The following is a 26,133-nucleotide window of genomic DNA, read 5'->3' on the forward strand; positions in this document are numbered from 1 at the left end:
CCACACGAAATCCGGGATCGCTGCACGCTGATTCCGCTCGTTCTGCGCACGAAGTTCATGGCCGGATTGCTTTGGCCGGTTCTTCGCCGATGTGGAACGCGGCATTCACGGGGCTTGGAGTGAGAGGGGGCCGGAGATCGTGGCTGGAGTGATTACGGACGACAGGCCGCCGCCGTCCGGCGGACGGCAGAGCGGACCGCTGATCGTGACGGAGGACGTGGACCTGCTGGACGACCTGCTGCGGCTGTGCGCCGCCGCCGGCGCCCGGCCGGAGGTGCGGCACGGCGTGCCCGAGCGCGGCGGCGGCTGGGACGCCGCCCCGCTCGTCCTGGTCGGGGACGACGCGGTGGACCGGGTGAGAGGAGCCGCGCGCAGACGCGGGGTCGTGCTGATCGGCCGGGACCAGGACGACTCGGGGGTCTGGCAGCGGGCGGTGGAGATCGGCGCCGACCATGTCCTGGTCCTGCCCGACGGCGAGCGCTGGCTCGTCGACCGCATCGCCGACGTGGCCGAGGGCGTGGGGCGGCCCGCGCTCACCGTGGGGGTGATCGGCGGCAGCGGCGGCGCGGGAGCCTCGACGCTCGCCTGCGCCCTCGCCGTCACGGCGGCCCGCGCCGGGCGGCGCACGATGCTCATCGACGCCGACCCGCTGGGCGGCGGACTCGACGTACTGCTGGGCGGCGAATCGGCGGACGGGCTGCGCTGGCCCGCGTTCGCGCAGTCCAGGGGGCGTGTCGGTGGCGGAGCCCTGGAGGAGTCGCTGCCCGAGCTGCACTCCCTGCGGGTCCTCAGCTGGGACCGGGGCGACACGGTGGTCATTCCCCCGGAGGCCATGCGGGCGGTGATCGCGGCGGCCCGCCGCCGGGGCGGCGTGGTGGTCGTGGATCTGCCCCGCCGGGTGGACGAAGGGGTGGCAGAGGCGCTGGCCCAGATGGACCTCGGGCTGCTCGTGGTGCCGGCGGAACTGCGCGCGGTGGCGGGCGCCCGGCGGGTCGCGTCGGCGGCGGGGATGGTGCTGCGGGATCTGCGGGTGGTGGTCGGCGGGCGTGCAGGGCCGGCCGGTGGCGGCGGCCTCGGCGGCTTCGGTGGCCTCGGCTGCTTCGACGCGGAGGAGGTCGCGCGGCTGATCGGACTGCCGCTCGTCGGGGAACTCCCCGTGGAGGCAGGGATCTTGGCGGCGCAGGCGGGCGGAATGCCGCCCGGAGGTGTCGCTCGGGGGCCGCTCGCGCGGTTCTGTACGGCCTTCTGGGAGCGCGTCCCGGTCGACGCCACCGGAGGTGCCTCATGAGCGCGGTCGTCGGGGCCAGGATGCTGGACGGAGTACGCCAGTGGCTCGCCGAGAGCGGCACCGAGCCGACCCCCGCCCGCGTCGCCGAGGCGCTGCGGGCGCAGGGCCGGGTGCTCGGGGACGCGGAACTCCTCGGCGCAGCACAGCAGTTGCGCTCGGAGCTGGTGGGCGCGGGACCGCTGGAGCCGCTGCTCGCGGACGCCTCGGTGACCGATGTTCTGGTGTCCGCCCCCGACCGGGTCTGGGTGGACCGGGGCGGCGGCCTGGAGCTGACCGCCGTGTCCTTCCCGGACGCGACGGCGGTGCGGCGGCTCGCACAGCGGCTCGCCTCCGTGGCGGGGCGGCGCCTGGACGACGCGAGGCCCTGGGTGGACGCCCGCCTCCCGGACGGCACCCGCCTCCACGCGGTGCTGCCACCGGTCGCCGTCGGGACGACCTGCCTCTCCCTGCGGGTCGTACGGCCACGGGCCTTCACCCTCGCCGAGCTGGTCGCGGCGGGGACGGTGCCGCCGGGCGGGGACCGGGTGCTGCGGGCGCTGCTGGACGCCCGGCTCTCGTATCTGATCAGCGGTGGGACGGGCTCAGGGAAGACGACCTTGCTGAGCGCGCTGCTCGGTCTGGTCGGGCCGGGGGAGCGGATCGTGCTCGCCGAGGACTCGGCGGAGCTGCGCCCCGAGCACCCTCATGTGGTGCGCCTGGAGGCCAGACCGCCGAATCAGGAGGGCAGCGGGCGGGTGGGTCTGGACGACCTGGTGCGCCAAGCCCTGCGGATGCGGCCCGACCGGCTCGTCGTGGGCGAGGTGCGGGGCGCGGAGGTGGTCCATCTGCTGGCCGCGTTGAACACGGGGCACGAGGGCGGCTGCGGCACGGTGCACGCGAACGCGGCGGGGGACGTGCCCGCCCGTCTGGAGGCGCTGGGGACGGCCGCGGGGCTCGACCGGGCCGCCCTGCACAGCCAGTTGGCGGCCGCGCTCTCCGTGGTGCTCCATCTCGTGCGGGACCGGGCGGGGCGGCGGCGGATCGCCGAGGTGCACGTCCTGGAGCGGGACGCTTCGGGCCTGGTGGTGACGGTGCCGGCGCTGCGGTGGGGCGCGAAGTCCTTCGTCCGCGAGCGCGGCTGGCAGCGGCTCGACGGACTCCTGGGAGGTGCGGCGTGAGCACGGGGTGGACGGCCGCACCGGTCTGGGCGGCGGCTCTGTGCGCGGGCGCGGCGGCCTGGCTTGCGGCCGGGCGGGACCGGGCGCTGCGGCGGGCGAGGAAGGTCCTCGCGGGCGGCGATGCCGTGGCGGGGACGGTGGCGTGGCGGGCGGCGGCCGTGGTGGGCACGCGGGTGCGGCACGAGTGGTGGTGCCTGGCGGGCGGGTCGGCCGTGGCGCTCCTCGGGGAGTCCTTGGTGCCGCTGGTCCTGGGCGCGGCGGGGGTGCCGTTGATACGGCGCGTGCGGCGGGCCCGGGAGGCGCGGATCGGGGCGGACCGGCGGGCCGCCGAGGTGATCGCGCTGTGCGGGACGCTCGCGGGGGAGGTGCGGGCGGGGCGGCAGCCGGGGGACGCGCTGCGGCTCGCGGCCGGGGAATCCGGGGGTGGCGTCGGTCTCGGCGAGGCGCGGGCCGCGGTGCTCGCGGCGGCGCGGTTCGGCGGGGACGTGCCCGGTGCGCTGGAGGGGGCGGCGCGGGAGCCGGGGGGCCAGGGCCTGTTGGGGCTCGCGGCCTGCTGGCGGGTGGCCGTGGACCGGGGCGCCGGACTCGCGGTCGGCCTTGAGCGGCTGGAGGGCGCGCTGCGGTCGGAGCGGGAGCAACGCGCTGAGCTGCGGGCGCAGTTGGCGGGGGCGCGGTCGACGGCGGTGATGCTCGCCGGGCTGCCGGTGCTCGGGCTGCTCATGGGCAGCGCACTCGGCGCACAGCCGCTGCGGGTGCTGCTGCACACGGGGGCGGGGCTCGGGTGCCTGGCGGTGGGCGGCGCGTTGGAGGGCGCGGGCGTGTGGTGGGCGCTGCGGATCGTACGAGGGGCGGAGGAGCGATGAGCAGCCTGGTCTTCACCCAGTGGGACCTGGTCCTGTGGGGCGTCGTGGGCGCGCTGTGGCTGGTGTCGGCGGCGCTGGCTGCGCGGCGTGAACGGGCTGCGCGGTGCCGGGCGGCCGCGGTGCTTGGGGAGCGGTCCGCCGAGGGCCGGGCGCGGGGGCGGCCACCGTGGATGCGGGACGACGTGCGCGGGTGGCTGGCGGCGGCCGGTGCGGTGAGCGCCGGGTGGGCCTTGGTGGGCGGGGTTCCGGGAGTGCTGCTGGGGGTGGGCGCCGGGTGCGGGGTGCTGCGGTGGTGGCGCGGGCGGGCCGCTGCCGGTGATCCGGGATTCGATGCCGCCGAGGCTTCGCGGCAACTGCCGCTTGCGGCCGATCTGCTGGCGGCCTGCGTCGCTGCGGGTGCCGGGCCTGTGGTGGCGGCGCGAGCCGTGGGAGAGGCGCTGGAGGGGCCGGTCGGCGAGCGCCTGGCACACGGGGCGGCGGAGATGCGGCTCGGGAGTGAACCGGCCGATGCCTGGCGGAGATTGGGCACGATACCGGGAGCGGGACCGCTGGCCCGGCTCCTTGAGCGGGCGGGCGAGTCGGGGGCTCCGGCGGCGGAACCGGTGGCGCGGCTGGCCGCGGACTGCCGGGCGGACCGGGCCCGAGCGGCGACGGCGGCCGCACGCCGGGCGGGCGTGCTGATGACGGCACCGGTGGGGCTGTGCTTCCTGCCCGCGTTCATCGCGGTGGGGGTGCTGCCGGTGGTGATCGGGCTCGCGGAGGGGTTGCTGAGCGGCGGCTGAGCGGCTGTGCGGTTGAGCGGTGGCTGGGTGCGGCCCGGCTGTTTGGGCTGGCGACGGGTTTCTTGAACTTGAACTGGCGTGACTTTCATGGGGGTTGAGATGTGGGGACAGCTGTGTGCGCGGGCGCTGCGACGCCGGGCGCGTGGGGACGCGGGGATGGTCACTTCTGAGTACGCGATGGGGCTGATCGCGGCGGTGGGGTTCGCCGGACTGCTCTACAAGGTGGTGACGAGCGGGCAGGTCAGGGCGGCGCTGCAGGCGGTCGTGGAGAAGGCGCTCGATGTCCAGTTCTGAGGGAGAGCCGCGCGGGCGTCCCTGGGAGCGGGGGCGGGGGCGGGGCCGGGGGCGGGACCGGGGTTTCGTGACCGCCGAGGCGGCCGTGGTGCTGCCGACGCTGGTGCTGTTCACGATGGCGCTGGTCTGGGCGCTGCTGACCGCGTCCGCGCAGATCCAGTGCGTGGACGCGGCGCGGGCCGGTGCCCGTGCGATGGCCAGGCAGGACCCCGAGAGCGCGGCCGTGGCGGCGGCACGGCAGGCGGCACCGCGCGGTGCGCAGGTCGCGGTGCGGAGGGACGGCGACCTGGTCCGGGTGGAGGTCGTGGCCGAATCGCCGGGGCCGGAGGCGCTGGGGCTCGGGCTGCGGCTTCGCGCGGAGGCGGTGGCGTTGGCCGAGGAGACGGTGGGGGAGACGGCGGGGGTGGGGACGTGACGGGCGGGGGTGCTGTGAAGGACTCCCGGTCCGACCCGGATTCGGGTGGCGCATCCGCATCCGCATCGGACCGGGGTGCGGCCACCGTATGGGTCGTCGTCGTGATGGCTGTGCTGTGTGTGATCTGCGGTGCGGTTCTCGCCATGGGGCAGGTGGTCGTCGCCCGTCATCGGGCGGGCGGCGCGGCCGACTTGGCGGCGCTCGCGGCGGCCGACCACTGGATGGAGGGGCGCTCCGGGGCCTGTGCGCGCGCCGCGCGGGTGGCCGAGGCGCAGGGGACGCGGATCGTGCGCTGTGCGGTGGAGGGGGAGATCTCGGACGTAACGGCGGCCGCGGAGTTCGGGCCGTTCGTGGCGGAGGTCAGGTCGCGGGCGGGGCCCGCGGGACCGGTCGCTCCGGGTCCGTGGGCGCCGGCGGCGTCAGTGGGTCGGCGCGTCCTTGAGGAGGACCGACAGGAGGCGGACGGCGCCGCGTTTGTGGAGGGGGTCGTTGCCGTTGCCGCACTTCGGGGACTGGATGCAGGACGGGCAGCCCGCGTCGCACTCGCAGGAGGCGATGGCCTGCCGGGTGGCGGTCAGCCACTCGCGGGCCGTGTGGAAGGCCCGCTCGGCGAAGCCCGCGCCGCCGGGGTGGCCGTCGTAGACGAACACGGTGGGCAGGAGCGTGTCCGGATGCAGCGGCACGGAGACGCCGCCGATGTCCCAGCGGTCGCAGGTGGCGAAGAGCGGGAGCATGCCGATCGACGCGTGCTCGGCGGCGTGCAGGGCGCCGCCGAGGATCTCCGGGTTGATCCGGGCGGCGTCCAGCTGGTCCTCGGTGACCGTCCACCACACCGCACGCGTCCGCAGGGTGCGGGGCGGCAGGTCCAGCTTGGTCTCGCCGAGGACCTCGCCGGTGATCAGCTTGCGGCGCAGGAAGGAGACGACCTGATTGGTGACCTCGACGGAGCCGTAGCAGAGCCGGCCGTCGCCCCACGGGATCTCGACGTCCGTCTCCAGTACGGAGATGGCGGTGGTGTCGCGGGCGGTAGTGGAGTACGGCGGCTCGGCCTGCTCGATCAGGGCCACCGAGTCCTCCAGGTCGAGTCGGCGCACCAGATACGTACGCCCTTGATGCAGGTGGACCGCGCCCTCGTGCACGGCGGTGTGCGCGGCGGAGGCGTCGACGGTGCCGAGCAGCCTGCCGGTCCCTTCCTCGACGATCTGGACGGGGCTGCCGCCCTCGCCGCGGATGTCGGTGAGGTCGGCGGCCCGCTCCCGGCGCGTCCAGTGCCAGGCCTTGGTGCGGCGGCGCAGCAGCTTCGCGGCCTCCAGCTGCGGGAGCAGTTCCTCGGCGGCGGGGCCGAACAGGGCCAAATCCTCGTCGACCAAAGGCAGTTCCGAGGCGGCCGCGCAGAGGTGGGGCGCGAGGACGTACGGATTGTCGGGGTCGAGGACGGTGGACTCGACGGGCTGCTGGAACAGCGCTTCGGGGTGGTGCACGAGATAGGTGTCCAGCGGATCGTCGCGGGCGACCAACACCGCCAGGGCCCCCTGCCCGGAGCGTCCCGCGCGGCCCGCCTGCTGCCAGAGCGAGGCGCGCGTGCCCGGATAGCCGGCGATGACGACGGCGTCCAATCCCGAGACGTCGACGCCGAGTTCGAGGGCGGTGGTGGCCGCGAGGCCGAGGAGTTCGCCGGAGTGCAGGGCCCGTTCCAGGGCGCGGCGTTCCTCGGGGAGATAGCCGCCCCGGTAGGCGGCGACGCGGCGGGCGAGGGAGCGGTCGACCTCGGAGAGGCGTTCCTGGGCGATCACCGAGATCAGCTCGGCGCCGCGCCGGGACCGTACGAAGGCGACCGAGCGGACGCCCTGGACGGTCAGGTCGGTGAGCAGGTCGGCCGTCTCGGCGGTGGCGGTACGGCGGACGGGGGCGCCCTTTTCGCCGTGGAGTTCGGTGAGCGGGGGCTCCCAGAGCGCGAAGACGAGATCGCCGCGGGGCGAGGCGTCGTCGGCGACCTCCCGGACGGGGCGGCCGATCAGACGCTCGGCGGCGACGGCCGGATCGGCGGAGGTGGCGGAGGCGAGGAGGAAGACGGGCTCGGAGCCGTAGCGGGCGCAGAGGCGGCGCAGGCGGCGCAGGACCTGGGCGACGTGGGAGCCGAAGACGCCGCGGTAGGTGTGGCACTCGTCGATGACGACGTAGCGCAGGGAGCGCAGGAAGGAGGACCAGCGGGGGTGGGAGGGGAGTATCCCGCGGTGCAGCATGTCGGGGTTGGTCAGGACGTAATTGGCGTACTGACGTACCCATTCGCGTTCTTCGACCGGGGTGTCGCCGTCGTACACGGCGGGGCGGATCGCGTTGCCCAGCGGCGCCGCGAGCTCGCGGACGGCGCGGCGCTGGTCGGCCGCCAGAGCTTTGGTCGGGGCCAGGTAGAGGGCGGTCGTGCCGCGGCCGTTGGGGGCCTCGGAGCCGTCGAGCAGGGCCGAGAGGACGGGGGTGAGATAGGCGAGTGACTTTCCCGACGCGGTGCCGGTGGCGACGACGACCGAATCGCCGTCCAGGGCGTGCTCGGCGGCTTGCGCCTGGTGGGCCCAGGGGTGCTCGATGCCCGCTGCCTGGACCGCGGCGATGACCTCGGGGCGGATGCGATCGGGCCAGACGGCATAGCGGGCCTCGCGCGGGGGCAAGTGCTCCGTATGAGTGACGCGCGCAGCACGGCTCGGTCCCGCGGTGAGCCGGTCGAGGACCGTCCGGGGAGACGTGCGTTCCGGGGTGCCCGTGGCGGGCCCTCCGGGAGGGGAAATGTTGGCCATCGGCACCGAGTGTGTCACTGGCGGGATGGACAATGGTCCCAAGGCGTCGTGCACGCCTGCCGGTAAGTGATTGAATGCCATCGCGGCTGGCGATCCGTCCTGGGGGCTCTGCCGAGGTGTCCCGAGGGATGACCGCTCGATAGCAAGGTGCTGGAGGATCCGTGGACCTGTCCCTGTCGACCCGTACCGTCGGCGATCGTACGGTCGTCGAGGTCGGTGGCGAAATCGATGTCTATACCGCGCCCAAGTTGCGCGAACAGTTGGTCGAGTTGGTGAACGACGGCAGTTTCCACCTGGTCGTCGACATGGAGGGCGTGGACTTCCTCGACTCCACCGGGCTCGGCGTGCTGGTCGGCGGCCTGAAGCGGGTGCGTGCCCATGAGGGCTCGCTGCGCCTGGTCTGCAACCAGGAGCGCATTCTGAAGATCTTCCGCATCACCGGCCTGACCAAGGTGTTCCCCATCCACACCTCGGTCGAGGAAGCGGTCGCGGCCACCGACTGACCGTCGGATGCCCCGGGTCGGCCGTAGGCCGGCCGGGGGCGGCAGAACAGCAGGGGACCGGGCCCTCGGCCCGGCCCCCTGACAGCACGCCCGTATGTCGAGGGGGATGCATGGCCACCGTCGAACTCCGCTTCAGCGCGCTGCCCGAGCACGTCAGGACCGCCCGTCTCGTGGCGGCGGCGGTCGCGCGCAGGGCCGGGGTGGACGAGGCCGTCCTCGACGAGGTCAGGCTCGCCGTCGGCGAGGCCTGCACGCGAGCGGTCGGCCTGCATCAGAGCAACGGCGTGACGGAGCCGGTGCGGGTCGCGCTGATCGAGGACGAGAAGCAGTTCTCCATCGAGGTCGGCGACGAGGCCCCCCGTTCGGCCCCCGGTGACCGGGCGCCCGGCGCGCAGGGCGGCGAACCGGACGATCTCGAGGGCGAGGACGAGATGGGTCTGGCCGTCATCAGCGGGCTCGTGGACGACGTGGAGGTCACCGCGGGCGAGTCCGGCGGTCTGATCCGCATGACCTGGCCGACGACTCCGGCAACGCTGCGCTGACGCCGCGCGCGGCTCTTCCGTACGCCCTGACTCCGCCGGCCTGCCGCCGCGGGTCCCTCAGCTGCGTACTTCTCTGATCATTACTCTCCGATCATTATCGTGATCGTCACTCTGATCATTTCTCCGTGATATTGCCACGGTCATTTGCCGCACCCCTGTCAACGGTTTTGGGGCATTACCGCTTTCGGGGGTATTCCTCAGTCGCGATCATTTGCTGGGAAGCAATCTCTCGCCAATTCCGTTTGCGGTGCTCTGTTTTGATCAGGTTCCGCTCCCTACAATCCGTCCACATCTTGAGCTCAGCCCAAGCGTCAAGGAGGACGAATGGCGGGGCTTTCTACCCCTCATCAGTTTGACCACCCCTCAACCTTCGCAGCCGCGGTTCTGACCGACGACAACCGCCTCATCGTGATGGTCATCGCGGCCGTCGCGATCGCGGCTCTCGTCGTCGCCTGGGTGCTCGTGCGCCAGGTGCTCGCGGCCGACGAGGGCACCGACAGCATGAAGAAGATCGCGAAGGCGATCCAGGAGGGCGCCAATGCCTATCTGGGCCGGCAGTTGCGCACACTCGGCGTATTCGCCGTCGTGGTGTTCTTCCTGCTCATGCTGCTGCCCGCGGACGACTGGAATCAGCGTGCCGGCCGATCGATCTTCTTCTTGATCGGAGCGGCGTTCTCGGCGACCACCGGCTATATCGGCATGTGGCTCGCCGTACGCAGCAACGTCCGCGTCGCGGCCGCCGCCCGAGAGGCCACTCCCGCGGAAGGTGAACCGGAAAAGGATCTCACCGCCGTATCGCACAAGGCCATGAAGATCGCTTTCCGCACGGGCGGCGTTGTCGGCATGTTCACGGTGGGGCTCGGTCTTCTGGGCGCCTCCTGTGTGGTGCTCGTCTACGCCGCGGACGCGCCGAAGGTCCTCGAAGGATTCGGCCTCGGCGCCGCGCTGATCGCGATGTTCATGCGTGTCGGCGGCGGCATCTTCACCAAGGCCGCCGACGTCGGCGCCGACCTGGTCGGCAAGGTCGAGCAGGGCATTCCGGAGGACGACCCGAGGAATGCCGCGACCATCGCCGACAACGTGGGCGACAACGTCGGCGACTGTGCGGGCATGGCCGCCGACCTCTTCGAGTCGTACGCCGTGACCCTGGTCGCCGCGCTGATCCTCGGCAAGGTCGCGTTCGGCGACTCCGGACTCGCCTTCCCGCTGATCGTCCCGGCCATCGGCGTCGTGACGGCGATGATCGGGATCTTCGCGGTGGCGCCCAGGCGCTCCGACCGCAGCGGCATGAGCGCCATCAACCGCGGCTTCTTCATCTCCGCGTTCATCTCGCTGGCGCTCGTCGCGGCGGCCGTCTTCGTCTATCTCCCGTCCTCGTACGCGAAGCTGGACGGCGTCACGGACGCGGCCATCAAGGGCCACGACGGAGACCCGCGGATCCTCGCGGTGGTCGCCGTGGCCATCGGCATCGTGCTGGCCGCACTGATCCAGCAGCTCACCGGCTACTTCACCGAGACCAACCGGCGGCCCGTCCGGGACATCGGCAAGACCTCGCTCACCGGTCCTGCCACCGTCGTCCTCGCGGGCATCTCGATCGGTCTCGAATCGGCCGTCTACACCGCGCTGTTGATCGGACTCGGCGTGTACGGGGCGTTCCTGCTCGGCGGTACGTCGATCATGCTCGCCCTGTTCGCGGTGGCGCTCGCCGGAACGGGCCTGCTCACCACGGTCGGCGTGATCGTCGCCATGGACACCTTCGGTCCGGTCTCCGACAACGCGCAGGGCATCGCCGAGATGTCCGGCGACGTCGAGGGCGCGGGCGCGCAGGTCCTGACCGACCTGGACGCCGTCGGGAACACGACAAAGGCCATCACCAAGGGAATCGCCATCGCCACGGCGGTGCTCGCCGCCGCGGCGCTCTTCGGCTCGTACCGGGACGCCATCGCGGAAGCGGCCAAGGACGTGGGAGAGAAGCTGGGCGACGGGGCTCCGATGAACCTCGTCATGGACATCTCGCAGCCCAACAACCTGGTGGGCCTGGTCCTCGGCGCCGCGGTCGTCTTCCTCTTCTCGGGGCTCGCGATCAACGCGGTGTCGCGGTCGGCCGGATCGGTGGTCTACGAGGTGCGTCGGCAGTTCCGCGACCACCCCGGGATCATGGACTACTCCGAGGAACCGGAGTACGGCCGTGTCGTGGACATCTGCACCAAGGACGCGCTGCGCGAACTGGCCACTCCGGGTCTGCTCGCCGTGCTCACGCCGATCGCGGTCGGCTTCTCGCTCGGCGTCGGCGCGCTCGGCTCGTTCCTGGCCGGCGCGATCGGCACCGGCACGCTGATGGCGGTCTTCCTCGCCAACTCCGGTGGCGCGTGGGACAACGCGAAGAAGCTCGTCGAGGACGGTCACCACGGCGGTAAGGGCAGCGAGGCCCACGCCGCGACGGTCATCGGTGACACCGTCGGCGACCCGTTCAAGGACACCGCTGGTCCGGCGATCAACCCCCTCCTGAAGGTGATGAACCTGGTGGCGCTGCTCATCGCGCCCGCAGTCGTCCAGTTCAGTTACGGGGATGACGCGAGCGCCGGGTTGCGGGCACTGATCGCGGTGCTGGCCATCCTGGTCATCATCGGCGCGGTGTACGTCTCCAAGCGGCGCGGCATCGCCGTGGGCGACGAGGAGAACGGAGGCGAGGAGCGGGTGGCGAATTCGGCCGACCCCGCCGTGGTCTCGTAACACTCGGTCTGAACCGGTGTCTCGTGACACCGGGTCAGACTCTGCCCAACACACGGGCGGACGGCGCGTCTTGACGCGGCGTCCGCCCGTTGTGTGTGCCGTGCGCCTGTGTCGTGAGCCTTCTCTCGCTCTGTCCGTGTGGTGCAAATGGCTTCAATAGGGGTCGTATCAGACCCCTGGCATGCGGTTGTAGCCCAGTTGGCGTGTAAGTTCCGGGGCCGAGAGCCATGGAAGGGACCAATCCGGTGAACAAGAAGCTTGCTGCCGCACTGTCCGGCGGTGCGGTACTGGTACTGGCGCTGTCGGGCTGCAGCGACGACGGGAACGAGAAGCTGGACTCCTGGGCCAAGGACGTCTGTGACTCGGTACAGCCGCAGTCGAAGAAGATCGCTGACGCCAACGCCGCGATCCAGAAGGAGACCTCGGACAACAGCTCGCCGGAGGACGTCCAGAAGACCGACTCCAAGGCGTTCCAGGACATGTCCGACGCCTACAAGGCGATGGGCGCCGCGGTGAAGGACGCGGGGGCTCCGCCGGTCGACGGTGGTCAGAAGAAGACGGACGACGCGGTCAAGGAACTGAACGCGATCTCCAAGTCGTACGGGGACCTGAAGAAGAAGGTCGACGGGCTCGACACCAAGAACCAGGCGGACTTCGCGGACGGGCTGAAGTCGATCGCCGGGGAGTTGGACAAGCTGAGCAAGAGCGGGAACGAGGCGCTGGAGAAGTTGCAGGAGGGGGAGGTCGGCAAGGCGATGAGCAAGCAGGACAGCTGCAAGAGCGCTTCCGCTTCGCCTTCCGGGTCCTAGTTGCCCCTTGTGCCTTGCTGCCCCGGGCTGGGGGGAGACCTCCCGGCGCCGGGGCAGCGTTGTGTCCATCGGTACCCCGCGTTGTGGGCTGTGCCCACCCGTTCCGCCCTGCGGAACGCCTGCCCACAGCAGTGGCGGCTGTCGGGTGGGGGTGGCGTGCGGAACGCCTGCCCGCAGCGGTGAGGGTTGTCGGGTGGGGGTGGCGTGCGGAACGCCTGCCCGCAGCGGGCCTGGCGGGTGCGGGTCACAATGGGGCTGTGAGTATCGCCAGTGCCCCCCTGCCCTCGTCCGACCGTATCGATGTTGCCGCTCAGTTGCGGGACGGCCTGTTGGGGGTCGACTTCACCGCTGATGGGCTGCTCGAGCTGCTCGGGGCGCCCGCCTATGCCGCGCTCGCCCGCAGCGAGACCGTGCCCGCGCTGCGCGCCACGCGCGGTGACGGGGCCCTCGAAGCCGTCGTACGCCTCTTTCTGTTGCAGGAAAACGTGCCCCACGCGCGCGTGGCGGATGTTCTGCCGGTCGACGTGCTCGTAGAGGCCGGTTGGCTGGTCGAGGCGGACGGCGGTCTTGCCGCGACCGTCGACGTGCGGCCCTATGGCGGGCCCGACGGCGAGGACTGGTTCATCGTCTCCGACCTGGGGTGCGCCGTCGGTGGGGCCGGCGGCATCGGCAGCCGTGACGAGGGTGTCGTGCTCGGCGTCGGCGGCGCGTCCACGACACTCGCGGGACTCACCGTGCGTACGCCGGTGCAGAGCGCCCTCGACCTCGGCACCGGCTCCGGGATCCAGGCGCTGCACGCCGCGCAGCACGCGACGCGGGTGACCGCGACCGACCTCAACCCCCGGGCGCTGCACATCACGCGGCTCACCCTCGCGCTGTCCGGCGCCCCCGCGGCCACCGTGCGCGAGGGCTCGCTCTTCGAGCCCGTGGGAGAGGAGACGTACGACCTCATCGTGTCCAATCCGCCCTTCGTGATCTCACCAGGCGCCCGGCTGACCTACCGGGACGGCGGGATGGGCGGGGACGATCTGTGCCGGTCGCTCGTTCAGGAGGCGGGGGAACGACTGAACGAAGGGGGGTACGCGCACTTCCTGGCCAACTGGCAGCACGTGGAGGGCGAGGAGTGGACCGAGCGGCTCCGCTCCTGGGTGCCGCGTGGCTGCGACGCGTGGATCGTGCAGCGCGAGGTGCAGGACATCACGCAGTACGCCGAACTGTGGCTGCGGGACGCCGGTGACCACCGGACGGACCCGGCCGAGTACGCGGCGCGGTACGACGCGTGGCTCGACGAGTTCGACGCCCGCAAGACGCGCGCGGTCGGGTTCGGCTGGATCACCCTGCGCAAGGCCCCGGCCGGGGCGGACGAGCCGTCGATCACCGTGGAGGAGTGGCCGCACCCCGTCGAGCAGCCGCTGGGCGAGACCGTGCGGGAGTTCTTCGCGCGGCAGGACTTCCTGCGGGCGCACGACGACGCGGCGCTGCTCGCCGGGCACTTCAAGCTCGCCGACGAGGTGGTGCAGGAGCAGGTCGGCCTTCCGGGTGCCGAGGACCCGGAGCATGTCGTGCTGCGCCAGCACCGCGGGATGCGGCGCGCCACCAAGGTGGACACGGTGGGGGCGGGCTTCGCCGGGGTGTGCGACGGGACGCTGAGCGCCGGGCGGATCCTCGACGCCATCGCCCAACTGGTCGGGGAGGACCCCGTCCTGCTGCGGGACCGGACGCCCGCGCAGATCCGGCTGCTCGTGGAGCAGGGGTTCCTGGAGCCGGTCGGGGCGTAGTCGTCGCGGTGGCCTCGTGCGCGTAGTCCTCGTACGACAGGTCCCGTAGTGCGGCAGGTCCCGTATTCGGTCGCGCGCCGACCGGGCGACCGCGTCGGGTCGGTACGGGCTCCGGCGGGCGCGGCCGTGCAAGGTGGTCGGCAAGAAGGGGCGTACGGCGCGAACGCGCTCCGTGGCGACGAGTTCCGGTCGAGTTGGCGCTAGGCGGGAGCCCGGCGGCCGGTGACGCGCGCCGGGCGCCCGCCGTTCACCCGGGGTTCGCGCCCCGGCTTCCCTGGCGTGCCAGTTTCCCAAGCCGGGAAGTCGGTACGGGGAGGAAAAGCCATGGAGAGTGGACCAGCGATCTTCGCGGGCACGGTGTTCGCGCTGTTCGGAGCCGGACTGCTGCTCTGGACCGGGGCCCGCGTGGCACACCGCGCGCCCGTCGCCCACGGTGTGAACCCTGTCGCATCGGCGACGCTCGCCGCGCTCGCCGGAGCGGGCGCACTGGTGCTCGGAGTGTGGTGCTTCACGCGGCTGTGAGGGTCGGGCTTCTCCCGGTCGTGGCGGTACGAGAGCGGTGGCCGCGCGGACGGAGTCGGCGGACGCGCGGCGGGACCGGGCCGTAGGCCCGCCGCCGGCGGTCAAGGGGCGGCTCGACACTCCGGGCGGCAGGAATGGCGGTAGTCGGGTTACCGTTCGAGTGGCCGTTGCGGGCTTTTCCCGTTTGACACGGGGGCGGGATGTACCGTCACACTCCGCAGCGACGGCGCAACTCAAGCGCACCGAGCGAGGCCGGCCAGTACGGCTGGTACGGCCACCGAGTACCGACCGGAGAGAAGAGCGAAGTTGTCCCCGACCAGCGAGACCGCAAAGGGCGGCCGCCGACTCGTCATCGTCGAGTCGCCTGCCAAGGCGAAGACGATCAAGGGTTACCTCGGCCCCGGCTACGTAGTCGAGGCGAGCGTCGGGCACATCCGCGACCTCCCCAACGGCGCCGCGGAGGTCCCCGAGAAGTACACCGGCGAGGTGCGCCGCCTCGGCGTCGACGTCGAGCATGACTTCCAGCCGATCTATGTCGTGAACTCCGACAAGAAGGCGCAGGTCAAGAAGCTCAAGGACCTGTTGAAGGACTCCGACGAACTCTTCCTCGCCACCGATGAGGACCGCGAGGGCGAAGCCATCGCGTGGCACCTGCTCGAGGTCCTGAAGCCCAAGGTCCCGGTCAAGCGCATGGTGTTCCACGAGATCACCAAGGCCGCGATCCAGGAGGCCGTCGCCAGCCCGCGCGACCTCAACAAGCGCATGGTCGACGCCCAGGAGACCCGCCGCATCCTCGACCGTCTCTACGGCTACGAGGTCTCGCCGGTCCTGTGGAAGAAGGTCATGCCGCGTCTGTCGGCGGGCCGCGTCCAGTCCGTGGCGACCCGCCTCGTCGTCGAGCGGGAGCGCGAGCGCATCGCCTTCCGCTCCGCCGAGTACTGGGACCTGACGGGCACGTTCGGCACAGGCCGCACCGGTGACGCCTCCGACCCCTCGCAGCTCGTCGCCCGCCTGACCACGGTCGACGGCAAGCGCATCGCGCAGGGCCGCGACTTCAACTCGGTCGGGCAGCTCAAGTCCGACACGCTGCACCTGGACGAGACGAACGCCCGCGCGCTCGCCGCGGCCCTGGAGAACACCCGGTTCTCGGTCCGCTCCGTCGAGTCCAAGCCGTACCGCCGCTCTCCGTACGCGCCGTTCCGTACGACGACGATGCAGCAGGAGGCCTCGCGCAAGCTCGGTTTCGGTGCGAAGGCGACCATGCAGGTGGCGCAGAAGCTGTACGAGAACGGCTTCATCACCTACATGCGTACGGACTCCACGACGCTCTCCGACACCGCGGTCGGCGCCGCTCGCGCGCAGGTCACGCAGTTGTACGGCGCCGACTACCTGCCGGACAAGCCCCGCACGTACGCCGGGAAGGTCAAGAACGCGCAGGAGGCGCACGAGGCGATCCGCCCCTCGGGTGATCGTTTCCGCACGCCCGCCGAGACCGGCCTGACCGGCGACCAGTTCCGGCTCTACGAGCTGATCTGGAAGCGGACCGTCGCCTCCCAGATGAAGGACGCGACCGGAAACTCGGTCACGGTGAAGATCGGCGGCACCGCCGCCGACGGCCGCGACGCCGAGTTCAGCGCGTCCGGCAAGACCATCACCTTCCACGGCTTCCTCAAGGCGTACGTCGAGGGCGCGGACGACCCGAACGCGGAGCTGGACGACCGCGAGCGCCGGCTGCCGCAGGTCAGCGAGGGCGACGCGCTCTCCGCCGAGGAGATCTCGGTCGACGGTCACGCGACGAAGCCCCCGGCCCGCTACACCGAGGCGTCGCTGGTCAAGGAGCTGGAAGAGCGCGAGATCGGCCGCCCGTCGACGTACGCGTCGATCATCGGGACGATCCTGGACCGCGGCTATGTCTTCAAGAAGGGCACGGCACTCGTCCCGTCCTTCCTGTCGTTCGCCGTCGTCAACCTCCTGGAGAAGCACTTCGGGCGGCTCGTCGACTACGACTTCACGGCGCGCATGGAGGACGACCTCGACCGCATCGCGCGGGGCGAGGCGCAGGCCGTGCCGTGGCTGAAGCGTTTCTACTTCGGCGAGGGCGACGACGCGGGCTCCGCCTCCAGCGCGGGCAACGGCGACGGCGACCACCTCGGCGGGCTCAAGGAGCTGGTGACCGACCTGGGCGCGATCGACGCCAGGGAGATCTCCTCCTTCCCCGTAGGGGAAGGGATTGTGCTGCGGGTCGGCCGTTACGGGCCGTACATCGAGCGGGGCGAGCGCGACTCCGAGAACCACCAGCGCGCGGACGTCCCCGACGACCTCGCGCCGGACGAGCTGACCGTCGAGTACGCGGAGGAGCTGCTCGCCAAGCCGAGCGGTGACTTCGAGCTGGGCGCCGACCCGGAGACGGGCCGCCAGATCATCGCCAAGGACGGGCGTTACGGCCCGTACGTCACCGAGGTGCTGCCCGAGGGCACGCCGAAGACCGGCAAGAACGCGGTCAAGCCGCGGACGGCCTCGCTCTTCAAGTCGATGTCGCTCGACACGGTGACCCTTGAGGACGCGCTGAAGCTGATGTCGCTGCCGCGCGTGGTGGGCGCCGACGCGGAGGGCGTCGAGATCACCGCGCAGAACGGGCGCTACGGGCCGTACCTGAAGAAGGGCACGGACTCGCGGTCGATCGACACCGAGGAGCAGCTCTTCACCATCACGCTGGAAGACGCCCTGGAGATCTACTCCAAGCCGAAGCAGCGGGGGCGTGCGGCCGCGAAGCCGCCGCTGAAGGAGCTCGGCGAGGACCCGGTCTCCGGGAAGCCGGTGGTCGTCAAGGACGGACGCTTCGGGGCGTACGTCACCGACGGCGAGACCAATGCGACGCTGCGGGCGGCGGACTCCGTGGAGGACATCACTCCGGAGCGGGGCTATGAGCTGCTCGCGGAGAAGCGGGCGAAGGGGCCGGCGAAGAAGACCGCCAAGAAGGCGGCGAAGAAGGCTCCGGCGAAGAAGGCCGCCGCCAAGAAGACGGCGGCCAAGAAGACGGCGGCTTCGAAGACGACGGCCAAGAAGACCGCCGCCAAGAAGACCACCGCCAAGAAGGCGGCGGCTTCCAGCAAGGCTGCTGCTTCGGAGGACTGAGCCACGTTTCACCTGCCGGGCGCCTTGCTTGATCGGTGCCCGGCAGCGGTGCGTTGTGCCCACCCGTTCCGCCTTGCGGAACGCCTGCCCGCAACGCGAGCGGCCGGTTGGGAGTCGCTGTGCGGAACGCCTGCCCGCAACGCGTGCGGCCGGCTGCCCGCAACCGGGCAGCCGGACGGTCGTATGTTCGGGTGGCGCCGCGGGGAAGGGTGGCGTCCAGATAGGCTGGACGGATGACGCGTGCCGAGCAGCCAACGGCCGGAAACCCGGCCCCCGACGACGCCCTGGTCGCAGATTCCCGAGAGCGTGCGGTCCGCGCCCTGCTGCGCACACCGCAGCTGAAGAGGCTGTGGAGCGCACAGCTCGTCGGCGGTGTGGGCGACGCCCTCGCGCTGCTCGTCCTGGTGGTGCTCGCCCTTCAGGCGGCCATCTCCGAGGCGGCCTTCGGGGGCGGCTACAGGGGGGTCGCGTTCGCCGTAACCGCTGTCTTCGGAGCACGCGTTCTCGCGACGCTGCTCTTCGGAGCGGTGCTTCTCGGACCGCTGTCCTCGCTCACCTCGCCCGACGGTCCGCTGGACCGCCGCTGGACGATGGTCGTGGCGGACGGACTGCGCGCCGCGCTGCTGATCGTCGCGCCGCTGTGGATCGACTGGACTCCGGAGAACGCCCTCGCGGTGCTGCTCGTCACCGCCTTCGTGGTGGGTGTGGCCGAGCGCTTCTGGACGGTGTGCAAGGAGAGCGCGGCGCCCGCGCTGCTGCCCGCGCCACCGCTGGAGGGCGCGACGGTACGGCCGCTGCCGGACCACATGGACGCGCTGCGGCGCCTGTCGCTGCGTACGGGATTCGTGGCGCTGCCCATCGCGGCCGCCACGCTCGTCGGCGTCACCCTGATCGGCAACCTGCTCGGCTCCGGACTCGAATGGTTCGAGCTGCACCAGGCGGGCCTCGGCTCGTTCGTCGCCGCCGGGCTCTTCGCGGCCTCGCTGTCGATCGTCTACTTCCTCGAACTTCCCGGCACGCAGACGCCGCGCCCGCGCAGCCCCCTCGAAGGCCTGCGCAGGCCGCGTACGGCGGGCGGCGCCGACAAGGGCCGCACCGGCGCGATCCCGCTGCTCGTCGCCGCCTGCGCCGCGATCGCCGGGGCCGTATCCGCCGCCGTGGCGGTCGCCGTGCTGCACGCCAAGGACCTGGACGGCGGGCCCGTCACGTACGGCCTGATCGTCCTCGCGCTGACCGGCGGCACCGCCGTCGGCATCCGTACGGCACCGTCCGTGCTGCCCGCCCTCTCGCGCCGCAGGCTGCTCGCGCTCGCCGTCGCCGTCACCGGCGTCGCGCTGCTCGCCGCGGGCCTCGTGCCCGACGTGACGACCGTGCTGCTGCTCCTCGCGCTCACCGGAGTCGCCGCGGGCATCGCCGCGCACACCGGGCACGCGCTGCTCGACCAGGAGGTCGAGGACTACCGGCGGCCCCGCACCACCGAGCACCTCCAGGCGGTCGTACGGCTCTTCATCGCGCTCGGCGCGCTGGTGGCCCCCGTGGTCGCCGCGGTGATCGGCCCGCACCGCTTCGTCAACGGCAAGTTCGTCTTCGACCACGGAGGCGCCGCCTTCACGCTGATGCTGGTGGGCGCGCTGCTCCTGCCGGTGGCCGCGTTGGTGCTGGCCAAGGGCGACGACCGGCAGGGCGTTCCGCTGCGGCACGACCTCAGGGACGCGCTGCGCGGCGGCGACGACCCCGTGCAGGCGCCCGCCGCCTCGGGCTTCTTCATCGCCCTGGAGGGCGGCGACGGCGCGGGCAAGTCCACGCAGGCCGAGGCGCTCGCGGAGTGGATCCGGGCCAAGGGCCACGAGGTCGTCGTGACGCGCGAGCCGGGGGCGACGCCGGTCGGCAAGCGGCTGCGGTCGATCCTGCTCGACGTGTCGTCGGCCGGACTCTCGCACCGGGCCGAGGCTCTTCTGTACGCCGCCGACCGCGCGGAGCACGTCGACACTGTCGTCCGCCCGGCCCTTGAGCGCGGCGCGGTCGTCATCTCCGACCGGTACATCGACTCGTCCGTGGCCTACCAGGGCGCCGGCCGTGATCTGTCGCCGACCGAGGTCGCCCGGATCAACCGCTGGGCGACCGGTGGCCTCGTACCGAACCTGACCTGCCTGCTCGACGTGTCGCCCGAGGCGGCCCGCGAGCGGTTCACGGAGGCGCCCGACCGCCTTGAGTCGGAGCCCGCCGAGTTCCACGCGCGCGTGCGCTCCGGTTTCCTGACGCTGGCCGCGGCCGACCCCGGGCGCTACCTGGTGGTCGACGCGGCGCAGGAGCCGGAGGCGGTCACGACCGTGATCCGGCACCGGCTCGACCTCGTGCTGCCGCTCTCCGAGGCCGAGGTGAAGGCCCAGGAGGAGGCCCGCAAGGCCGCCGAGGAAGAGGCGCGCCGCAAGGCCGAGGAAGAGGCCGCGCGGAAGGCCGAGGAGGAGCGGATCGAGCGCGAGCGCCAGGAACAGCTCGCCAAGCTCCGTGCCGAGGAGGAGGAGCGCAAGCGCCGCGAGCTGGAGGAGGCGCAGCGCCGCGAGGCCGAACGGCAGGCGGAGGAGGCCAGGCAGCGCGCCGAGGAGGCCAAGCGCAGGGCCGAGGAGGAGCAGGCGCGACTGCTCGCCGAGGAGAAGGTGCGCGCCGCCGAGGAGGCGCGGCGCCGTCGGGAGGCCGAGGAAGAGGCGCGGCTGCGGGCCGAGGCGGAGGAGCGCAGGCTCGAGAAGCAGCGCAAGGCCGAGGAGGCGTTGCTGCGGGCGGAGGAGGCGCGGCGGCTTGCGGCGGCGGAGGCTGAGGCCGCGGCTGCGAAGGCGGCGGCGGCGACTGCTCCGGCGGCTCATCAGGCTCCTCCGGCTCCGGCTCCGGGGCCCGCTCCTGCTCGTCCCGCCGCTCCGGCCGCTCCCGCTGGTCCGGCTCGGACCCCGGACAACGAGACGACCGTGCCCACGCCTGTCGTGCGGCAGCCGGAAGCGGGTGCGCCGAGCGCGGCCGAGGAGACCGCGGTGCTGCCTCCCGTGCAGGACGCGTACGGCTCGGAGGTCACCGAGGTGCTGCCGCAGCCGCCGGTGCCGGGTGCCGCGGACGAGACGGCGGTGCTGCCTCCCGTGCACGAGGACAAGGTGCCGCCGGGCTACTTCCGCGACGAGCGGCCGGTGCCCGCGCCGGACGGCGGCAACGACCGGACCCGTGAGCTGCCCCAGGTCGACGAGCAGGGCACGCCCCGGCAGCGGCCCCGCTCGGACTGGGCGGAGGAGACCCCGCTGGACGATCTGCCGTCGCTGGCGGACGAGTTGCTGGGGTCGCGGGACGACAAGGACGACGAGGGCGACGAGGGGCGGGGCGGCCGGAGGCGCCGCTGAGCTGGGCACATCGGCTCCCGCCCGTTCCGCCGCACGGCGTTGTCAGTGGCGTGCTCCACAATGAATTCGGCAGCGAGACGTGCTGTGGTCGACAGCGAGAAGTGCAAGGCGGAGGCGGTGACCCATGGCCGTATGGGATGACCTGGTGGGGCAGGAGCGGGTGAGCGAGCAGCTCGGGGCCGCCGCTCGGGACGCCGACGCCTTCGTCACCGCCGTGGCCACGGGAGGGGAGCCCCCCGAGGCGTCGAAGATGACGCACGCCTGGCTCTTCACCGGACCGCCCGGCTCCGGACGGTCCACCGCCGCCCGCGCCTTCGCCGCCGCGCTCCAGTGCACGAGCCCGGACCGCGCGCTCGGCGGCGCGCCGGGCTGCGGCTTCTGCGACGGGTGCCACACGAGCCTGGTCGGTACGCACGCGGACGTGGAGGTGGTGCGTACGGACCTCCTCTCCATCGGCGTCAAGGAGACCCGTGACCTCGTCCGGCGGGCCCAGCTCTCGCCCGCCGGCGGCCGCTGGCAGGTCATCGTCCTGGAGGACGCGGACCGCCTCACGGAGGGCGCGGGCAATGTCCTGCTGAAGGCCGTGGAGGAGCCCGCTCCGCGCACCGTGTGGCTGCTCTGCGCGCCGTCCCTGGAGGACGTGCTGCCCACGATCAAGTCCCGCTGCCGCCATCTGACGCTGCGTACACCTCCGGTGGACGCGGTCGCCGACGTACTCGTACGACGCGACGGCATCGAGCCGGATGTCGCCGCGTCCGCCGCGCGGGCGACGCAGGGCCACATCGGCAGGGCCCGGCGCCTGGCGACCGACCCGCGGGCGCGTGAGCGCAGGGCCGCCGTGCTCAAGCTGCCGCTGCGGGTCGAGGAGATCGGCGGCTGTCTGAAGGCGGCCCAGGAGCTGATCGACACGGCGGGGGAGGACGCGAAGCAGCTCGCCGAGGAGGTCGACGTCAAGGAGGCCGACGAGCTGAAGGCGGCCCTCGGCGCGGAGAAGGGCGGCCGGATGCCGCGCGGCACGGCGGGCGTGATGAAGGAGCTGGAGGACCGGCAGAAGCGTCGCAGGACCCGCACGCAGCGCGACAGCCTGGACCTCGCCCTGATCGACCTGACCGGTGTGTACCGGGACGTGCTGACCCTCCAGCTCGGCTCCCGCGTGGCGCTGGCCAACACGGAGGTGCAGGACATGCTGGAGCGCCTCGCGCGCGCCACCTCGCCCGAGTCGACGCTCCGCCGCATAGAGGCGATCGGCGCGTGCCGCACGGCCCTGGACCGCAATGTGGCCCCGCTGCTTGCGGTGGAGGCGATGACGGTGGCGCTGCGGGCGGGCTGATCCGACCCGCGGGCGGGTTGAGGGCTACGACCGACGGGCTGCTACGACCCGCCGGCGGGTTGAGGCGACGACCGACGGGCGGGTTGATGTGACCCGCGGGCGGGCCGGTTGACGAGGTCACCCATACGAGCACAGAAGGCGACCGACTGAACGCGGAGGGTTACTCTCGCCTGATGCGCATCAGAGGACTCCGCACCCCCGCCACCGTGTTCATGGCCGCCGGACTGCTGCTCTCCGGCTGCTCGGCCGGGAGTTCGACGGCGGACGCGTCCATGGCCGGGCAGCCCAGCGCGACTCCGGAGGGCCTGTCGCCCTACTACGGGCAGAAGCTGAAATGGCGCGAGTGCGGTGTCCCGGGCTTCGAGTGCTCGACGATGAAGGCACCGCTGGACTACGAGAAGCCGGACGGCGAGGAGATCAAGCTCGCGGTGGCCCGCAAGAAGGCCACGGGCCCCGGCAAGCGGCTCGGTTCGCTCCAGGTCAATCCCGGCGGCCCCGGCGGCTCGGCGATCGGCTATCTCCAGTCGTACGCGGCGCTCGGTTACCCGGAGGAGGTCCGCGCCCGCTACGACATGGTCGCGGTCGACCCGCGAGGGGTGGCCCGCAGCGAGCCGGTGAAGTGTCTGGACGGCAAGCGGATGGACGCGTACACGCAGACGGACATCACCCCCGACAGCGAACGCGAGACGGACGAACTCACTGCCTCCTTCAAGGAGTTCGCGGAAGGCTGCGAGAAGAAGTCCGGCGAGATGCTGCCGCATGTCTCCACGGTCGAGGCGGCCCGTGACATGGACATCCTGCGGGAGGTCCTGGGCGACGAGAAGCTGACGTACGTGGGCGCTTCGTACGGCACGTTCCTGGGGGCGACATACGCAGGGCTCTACCCCGACCGCGCCGGCCGCCTCGTCCTGGACGGCGCGATGGACCCGTCGCTGCCGGCCCGCCGGATGAACCGCGACCAGACGGCGGGATTCGAGACGGCCTTCCAGTCGTTCGCGCAGGACTGCGTGAAGCGGGCGGACTGCCCGTTGGGCACGGAGGACGCGCAGGACGCGGGCAAGCGCCTGAAGTCCTTCTTCGACGACCTGGACGCCGACCCGATCCCCGCGGGGGACTCGGCGGGCCGCGAGCTGGGCGAGGCGTTGGCCACGACGGGCGTGATCGCGGCGATGTACGACGAGGCGGCCTGGCCCCAGCTGCGCACGGCGCTGGCGGCGGCGCTGAAGGACAAGGACGGCGCGGGCCTGCTGTCCCTCTCCGACAGCTACTACGAGCGGGACGGCGACGGAACGTACGCGAACCTGATGTTCGCCAACGCGGCCGTGAACTGCCTGGACCTGCCCCCGGCCTTCGCCTCCCCGGCCGACGTACGCACATCCCTCCCGGACTTCGAAAAGGCCTCTCCGGTCTTCGGCGAGGGCCTGGCCTGGGCCTCGCTGAACTGCACGTACTGGCCGGTGAAGGCCACGGGCGAGCCGCACCGCATCGAGGCGGAGGGCGCCGCCCCGATCGTGGTGGCCGGCACGACCCGCGACCCGGCAACCCCGTACCACTGGGCCGAGTCCCTGGCCGACCAGCTCTCCTCGGGCAGACTCCTCACCTACGAGGGCGACGGCCACACGGCGTACGGCCGCGGCAGCGAGTGCATCGACTCGACGATCAACGCCTACCTGGTGAAGGGCACCGTCCCCAAGGACGGAAAGCGCTGCTCATAGCCCCTGCGCCCGGTGCGCGGACCGTCCCCGCCGGGCGCGGCCGGGGGGTGTACGGAGCACCCCCGGAAACTGTGTAGACTTGGCGACGTTGCTGATCGCACCATAGGTGCGGGACGCGCGCCGCCTTAGCTCAGATGGCCAGAGCAACGCACTCGTAATGCGTAGGTCTCGGGTTCGAATCCCGAAGGCGGCTCCGCTGAAGCCCCAGGACTCACTCGCCGTGACCTGGGGCTTTTGCTTTTAGCGGATGCGGCGACAGCGCTGAGAGCGGGCTGCGAGGGTGCTAGGGGTCTCAGCTCTGGTCTCAGTGGGGCCTGAATCCGGGTTCGGGGCGGGGCAGGGGGAGTGGGTAGGAAGAACTTGCCCATGCCCCGCATCGCCTCCTGTTGGGCCTCATCCGCCCGAAGGGGGGCGTGCGGCAGGCAGGAGTTTGAAGACAACATTACGTCCCGAGCAGCCGCGCCTTCTGCTGATCGAACTCGTCTTGTGTCAGAGCTCCTTGATCGACGAGGGCCTTGAGCTTGCCGAGTTCGTCGGCCACCGACTGGGGCTGAGGTTGAACTGTTTCGGGCGATGAAGCCGAGCCCGTTTCGTCGGCCAACTGCGAAGCGAGCACGTTGAACGCATTCACGTACTGGTTGGCGGCTCGCAGGGACGTGGAGTCTGGTTTCACGTTGTACGTCTGCGCAACCCCGTTGCCGAAGGTCACATTGATGACCGCCGCGCCCTTGTTCTTGCGTCCCGCCAAGGCGGAGACACCGCCCGTTGCGACTCCGCCAGCGAGCCTGGTTGCCGTCCAAGCCTTGTGCGCGCCAGCGTTGACGAACTCGGCCTGGCCGCCGAGTACTGGCCCTTGCCCAGTCATGCCGAACTTGGAGGACGGCCACAGACGCATCATCGCTGCGGTGTTCATCGTCTTCTCGGCAGGGTGCAACTTGCGCCAGTCCTTCAGCGCTTCCTTGTCGGCCTGCCGCTGTTCGGCGGCTTCTGTACGAACCTGCTGCTTTTCCTGGCGGGCAGCGGCCTTCTGTGCGGCTTTCTCCGGGTCACGCTTGAACATGATCCTCATCAGCCCCTTGGGAGGATGGGAGTGGGCCTCACGCCTCGGCCCAGTGTCGCGCGCTCCTCGTCCGGGGACTACACCTTCAACGCCTCCGGCACTGGGCACCCCCTCCAGACACGGTTACCTACACCGAAGACCACGTCTCCGAGTCGGGTGCTGGGACAGTACGCTGAACTCTGCGGGGCCGGTCCCGCGCTCGCATGGTGTCCAGGAGGTGCGTCATGACTGCCGAGACGGTGGCTCCTGCGTGGATGCACGAGCAGATCACGGCGGAGCAGTACGACTCCTGGTCCGAGGAGCAGTGTGCGGGGATCGAGATCGTGGACGGGATGGTCGTCGTGAGTCCCAGCGCGTCCAAGCGCCACAACCGGCTCGCCCGGATCCTGGCGAATGCCTTGGAGGGCGCCGCGGGGCCGGAGTGGAACGCCGATACCGACTTCGACGTCCGTCTGCAGGATGTTCCGCTGACCAATCGGCGTCCGGATGTTGTCGTGTATCGCGCGGACACGATCGATGTCTCGCCCACCCGGCCGGAGCACGTGCTGCTGGTTGCGGAGGTCGTCTCGCCGGGGTCGGAGACCACCGATCGGATCGTGAAGACGGACCAGTACGCCAAGGCCGGCATTGCCTTCTACTGGCGGGTCGAGCAGGCCGCGACCGGGGTCCCGCTGGTGTACACCTACGTGCTCGATCCGGCGACCAGGGCCTACCGTGACGGGGACGTCTTCACCGGTGTCGTCAAGGTCTCGGCGCCCTTCCCGGTCGAAGTCGACCTCGGTCGGATCTGAGCCGCACGTCGGCGAGCGGCATGCCAGTGTGCGTGAGCGCTGCGTGAGCGGACTGGGCAGCACGAGGCCAGATCAGCCAGTCATGCCGGTCGAGGTCACGTGCTCCTGACCAGTTGATACGTCATTGAGCAGCACGCCACGGCACCACCCGTCATGATCTTTTTAGCCCTCGTAATGCGTAGGTCTCGGGTTCGAATCCCGAAGGCGGCTCCACTGGGACCCCAGGTTACGTAACCCGTGACCT

The 26,133-nt window shown here is 71.7% G+C and carries 19 protein-coding genes, 1 tRNA gene and 1 pseudogene; 19 read left to right on the forward strand and 2 right to left on the reverse strand.

The genetic code is table 11. The features are described from left to right. Positions 1-139 precede the first annotated feature (139 nt). The 7 genes and pseudogenes from ssd to ACIBKX_RS23620 all read left to right on the forward strand — a co-directional run. Entirely contained in the window at positions 140-1,288 is a 1,149-nt protein-coding gene (ssd, locus tag ACIBKX_RS23590) for a septum site-determining protein Ssd (protein WP_363273766.1), read from the forward strand. Next, a complete protein-coding gene (locus tag ACIBKX_RS23595) occupies positions 1,285-2,445 on the forward strand; it encodes a TadA family conjugal transfer-associated ATPase (RefSeq protein WP_363273765.1) in 1,161 nt (386 codons plus the stop codon). The genes ssd and ACIBKX_RS23595 overlap by 4 nt, the downstream gene beginning before the upstream one ends. Then, positions 2,442-3,308 carry a type II secretion system F family protein gene (locus ACIBKX_RS23600; RefSeq protein ID WP_363273764.1) on the forward strand — a complete coding sequence of 289 codons (867 nt, stop codon included), beginning with the start codon at positions 2,442-2,444 and terminating at the stop codon, positions 3,306-3,308. The genes ACIBKX_RS23595 and ACIBKX_RS23600 overlap by 4 nt, the downstream gene beginning before the upstream one ends. Then, positions 3,305-4,090, forward strand: coding sequence for a type II secretion system F family protein (locus ACIBKX_RS23605; RefSeq protein ID WP_363273763.1), 786 nt, complete (start codon positions 3,305-3,307; stop codon positions 4,088-4,090). Before ACIBKX_RS23600 ends, ACIBKX_RS23605 begins: the two co-directional genes overlap by 4 nt. Before the next feature lie 99 nt (positions 4,091-4,189). After that, positions 4,190-4,384, forward strand: coding sequence for a DUF4244 domain-containing protein (locus tag ACIBKX_RS23610; protein ID WP_363273848.1), 195 nt, complete (start codon positions 4,190-4,192; stop codon positions 4,382-4,384). After that, on the forward strand, positions 4,371-4,799 hold the full coding sequence (locus ACIBKX_RS23615; RefSeq protein ID WP_363273761.1) for a TadE family type IV pilus minor pilin: 429 nt from the start codon (positions 4,371-4,373) through the stop codon (positions 4,797-4,799). The genes ACIBKX_RS23610 and ACIBKX_RS23615 overlap by 14 nt, the downstream gene beginning before the upstream one ends. Before the next feature lie 104 nt (positions 4,800-4,903). Beyond that, positions 4,904-5,119 (forward strand): annotated as a pseudogene (locus ACIBKX_RS23620) (Rv3654c family TadE-like protein); the annotation flags it as partial. 99 nt (positions 5,120-5,218) lie between these two features. Here the strand turns inward: ACIBKX_RS23620 and ACIBKX_RS23625 are convergent. Further along, on the reverse strand, positions 5,219-7,672 hold the full coding sequence (locus ACIBKX_RS23625) for a DEAD/DEAH box helicase (protein WP_363273760.1): 2,454 nt from the start codon (positions 7,670-7,672) through the stop codon (positions 5,219-5,221). A gap of 80 nt (positions 7,673-7,752) precedes the next feature. Here ACIBKX_RS23625 and bldG point away from each other — a divergent pair, with 80 nt between their 5' ends. The 11 genes from bldG to ACIBKX_RS23680 all read left to right on the forward strand — a co-directional run bounded on the left by bldG (position 7,753) and on the right by ACIBKX_RS23680 (position 24,231). Then, positions 7,753-8,094, forward strand: coding sequence for an anti-sigma factor antagonist BldG (gene bldG, locus ACIBKX_RS23630; RefSeq protein ID WP_003975386.1), 342 nt, complete (start codon positions 7,753-7,755; stop codon positions 8,092-8,094). Positions 8,095-8,204: 110 nt separating this feature from the next. Further along, positions 8,205-8,636, forward strand: coding sequence for an ATP-binding protein (locus ACIBKX_RS23635; RefSeq protein ID WP_363273759.1), 432 nt, complete (start codon positions 8,205-8,207; stop codon positions 8,634-8,636). A gap of 324 nt (positions 8,637-8,960) precedes the next feature. Then, positions 8,961-11,369, forward strand: a complete 2,409-nt coding sequence (locus tag ACIBKX_RS23640; RefSeq protein WP_363273758.1) for a sodium-translocating pyrophosphatase — start codon at positions 8,961-8,963, stop codon at positions 11,367-11,369. A gap of 227 nt (positions 11,370-11,596) precedes the next feature. Then, positions 11,597-12,178 carry a small secreted protein gene (locus ACIBKX_RS23645; protein ID WP_363273756.1) on the forward strand — a complete coding sequence of 194 codons (582 nt, stop codon included), beginning with the start codon at positions 11,597-11,599 and terminating at the stop codon, positions 12,176-12,178. A 257-nt stretch (positions 12,179-12,435) separates the two neighbouring features. Continuing rightward, positions 12,436-13,956 carry a class I SAM-dependent methyltransferase gene (locus tag ACIBKX_RS23650; RefSeq protein WP_363273754.1) on the forward strand — a complete coding sequence of 507 codons (1,521 nt, stop codon included), beginning with the start codon at positions 12,436-12,438 and terminating at the stop codon, positions 13,954-13,956. A gap of 324 nt (positions 13,957-14,280) precedes the next feature. Next, positions 14,281-14,478: a hypothetical protein gene (locus tag ACIBKX_RS23655; protein WP_135334443.1), complete on the forward strand. Its 198-nt coding sequence runs from the start codon at positions 14,281-14,283 to the stop codon at positions 14,476-14,478. Positions 14,479-14,784: 306 nt separating this feature from the next. Continuing rightward, entirely contained in the window at positions 14,785-17,613 is a 2,829-nt protein-coding gene (gene topA, locus ACIBKX_RS23660) for a type I DNA topoisomerase (protein WP_363273752.1), read from the forward strand. 233 nt (positions 17,614-17,846) lie between these two features. Beyond that, positions 17,847-20,993, forward strand: coding sequence for a dTMP kinase (gene tmk / locus ACIBKX_RS23665; RefSeq protein ID WP_363273750.1), 3,147 nt, complete (start codon positions 17,847-17,849; stop codon positions 20,991-20,993). Between the two features lie 124 nt (positions 20,994-21,117). Next, the gene (locus ACIBKX_RS23670; RefSeq protein ID WP_363273749.1) at positions 21,118-22,323 is read left to right on the forward strand and encodes a DNA polymerase III subunit delta'; all 1,206 of its coding nucleotides are present in this window, start codon (positions 21,118-21,120) and stop codon (positions 22,321-22,323) included. A gap of 173 nt (positions 22,324-22,496) precedes the next feature. Continuing rightward, entirely contained in the window at positions 22,497-24,038 is a 1,542-nt protein-coding gene (locus ACIBKX_RS23675) for an alpha/beta hydrolase (protein ID WP_363273747.1), read from the forward strand. A 119-nt stretch (positions 24,039-24,157) separates the two neighbouring features. Then, positions 24,158-24,231, forward strand: a tRNA-Thr gene (locus ACIBKX_RS23680). A gap of 249 nt (positions 24,232-24,480) precedes the next feature. Here ACIBKX_RS23680 and ACIBKX_RS23685 read toward each other — a convergent pair. After that, a complete protein-coding gene (locus ACIBKX_RS23685) occupies positions 24,481-25,098 on the reverse strand; it encodes an SHOCT domain-containing protein (protein WP_363273746.1) in 618 nt (205 codons plus the stop codon). 224 nt (positions 25,099-25,322) lie between these two features. On the opposite strand from ACIBKX_RS23685, the gene ACIBKX_RS23690 reads away from it, so the two are divergent. After that, on the forward strand, positions 25,323-25,889 hold the full coding sequence (locus tag ACIBKX_RS23690) for a Uma2 family endonuclease (RefSeq protein WP_363273744.1): 567 nt from the start codon (positions 25,323-25,325) through the stop codon (positions 25,887-25,889). Positions 25,890-26,133: the final 244 nt, after the last annotated feature.

Origin of the sequence: Streptomyces sp. NPDC050658 (genome assembly GCF_044457025.1) — a bacterium.
Classification (GTDB): Bacteria; Actinomycetota; Actinomycetes; order Streptomycetales; family Streptomycetaceae; genus Streptomyces.